Annotated in this window: 3 protein-coding genes; all 3 read right to left on the bottom strand. The window is 49.6% G+C overall.

From position 1 onward, the window contains the following. Nucleotides 1-237: IS630 transposase-related protein (locus AB204_RS08625; protein ID WP_047962977.1), on the bottom strand; the 237-nt coding region annotated here is incomplete at its 3' end. A gap of 44 nt (nucleotides 238-281) precedes the next feature. Next, a complete protein-coding gene (locus AB204_RS08620; protein WP_053067862.1) occupies nucleotides 282-503 on the bottom strand; it encodes a phage head closure protein in 222 nt (73 codons plus the stop codon). Continuing rightward, nucleotides 500-1,186 (bottom strand): phage portal protein (locus AB204_RS08615; RefSeq protein WP_047962976.1); only part of this gene is annotated, 687 nt, incomplete at its 5' end. The genes AB204_RS08615 and AB204_RS08620, both read right to left, overlap by 4 nt.

The following is a 1,186-nucleotide window of genomic DNA, read 5'->3' as shown; positions in this document are numbered from 1 at the left end:
GCGCTTTGCTCTTTCCCATTGATAGTCATCAGGAAAATTTTGGACATCCGCGATGAGCACCTCATCAGGAATTTTCATGGGAGGCTTATCACGCGTCATGCAAGGTTCTATTTTATGGCTCCACCGGAACAGGGTACGAATAGAAATCTCAAAATGGGCACTCGTTTGTTCGAAAGTCAACGAATGCTTATCTTTGTATGCCAGTACTCGTTTTCGAAAATCTAAACTGTAACCCATTTCACTTTATGCCTTGTCATGTTGGATTTGGATATTATGACATATTAGTATGATTCTGCTATATCAGCCCGGTAGCGCAGCCAGATACGCACGGTGGCTTCGGTGAACACTGCACCGGAGGCCATCAATTCACGCCCGCTAATGTGTTTCACTTCTGCCCAGACCGTAGCCACATCCTGCCATTGCTGCATGCGCTGGCCCGACGGTAATTTGATCTGGGTAAAGCTCTGCAACGTAACGCGATGTCTTAATGCGCCTGCTCTCATTCCTTGTCCTCCGGTTGTTTCTTCACTTCTACCGTCTGCTTCCATGCCTGACTGAATTCATCACCCCCTTCACGGGGTGATAAACCTTCACGTTCTCGGGCTTCGTTCGGGCACATCACCCCTGACTTAATCGCCGTCTCATAACTCTGGAAGCGTTCCTTTGGATTGGCTCGCAGCAAATCGGCGGTATCAAACTCGACTTGGTAACGAATGCCTCTTTTCGGTGAAGCCATCAGCAAGGCTGATTTAATTTGTTGCTCAAAGTTGGCAAGCCACGGGCGCATGGTGATAGTCAGAAAAGCGCGTGATGCTTCACTAAAGTTGCTGTAGGTGCTGTTCGAATATTCTTGCAGAAAGATAGGGCTGACATTGAACATCCGGGCAATATCGTCAATGGTGAAACGACGGGAAGCCAGCCATTCCGCATCCTGATTACTCATGCCTAACTGCTGATAGTCCATCCCGCCTTCAAGGATCGGTGTTTTTCCTGCATTGCGAGCGCCCTTGTAACGTTCGAGGGCTTCCAGTGCCTTAGCGCCTTTTGTACCATCTAACCAATCGGCGGACTTAATCACGCCCGCCGCCATCATCCCCTCTTTCATAATGCTTGCACCGTGGCGTTGTTGTGCCAGTCCTAAGCCCAGAGTTTCGCGGCAAATCGTGACAGGCGAACGCCCCAGAAA

The organism is Xenorhabdus khoisanae (assembly GCF_001037465.1).
In the GTDB taxonomy this organism is placed as follows: domain Bacteria; phylum Pseudomonadota; class Gammaproteobacteria; order Enterobacterales; family Enterobacteriaceae; genus Xenorhabdus; species Xenorhabdus khoisanae.
Note: the sequence above shows the minus strand (reverse complement) of the source record. Positions and strands in the feature narration are given on the sequence as shown.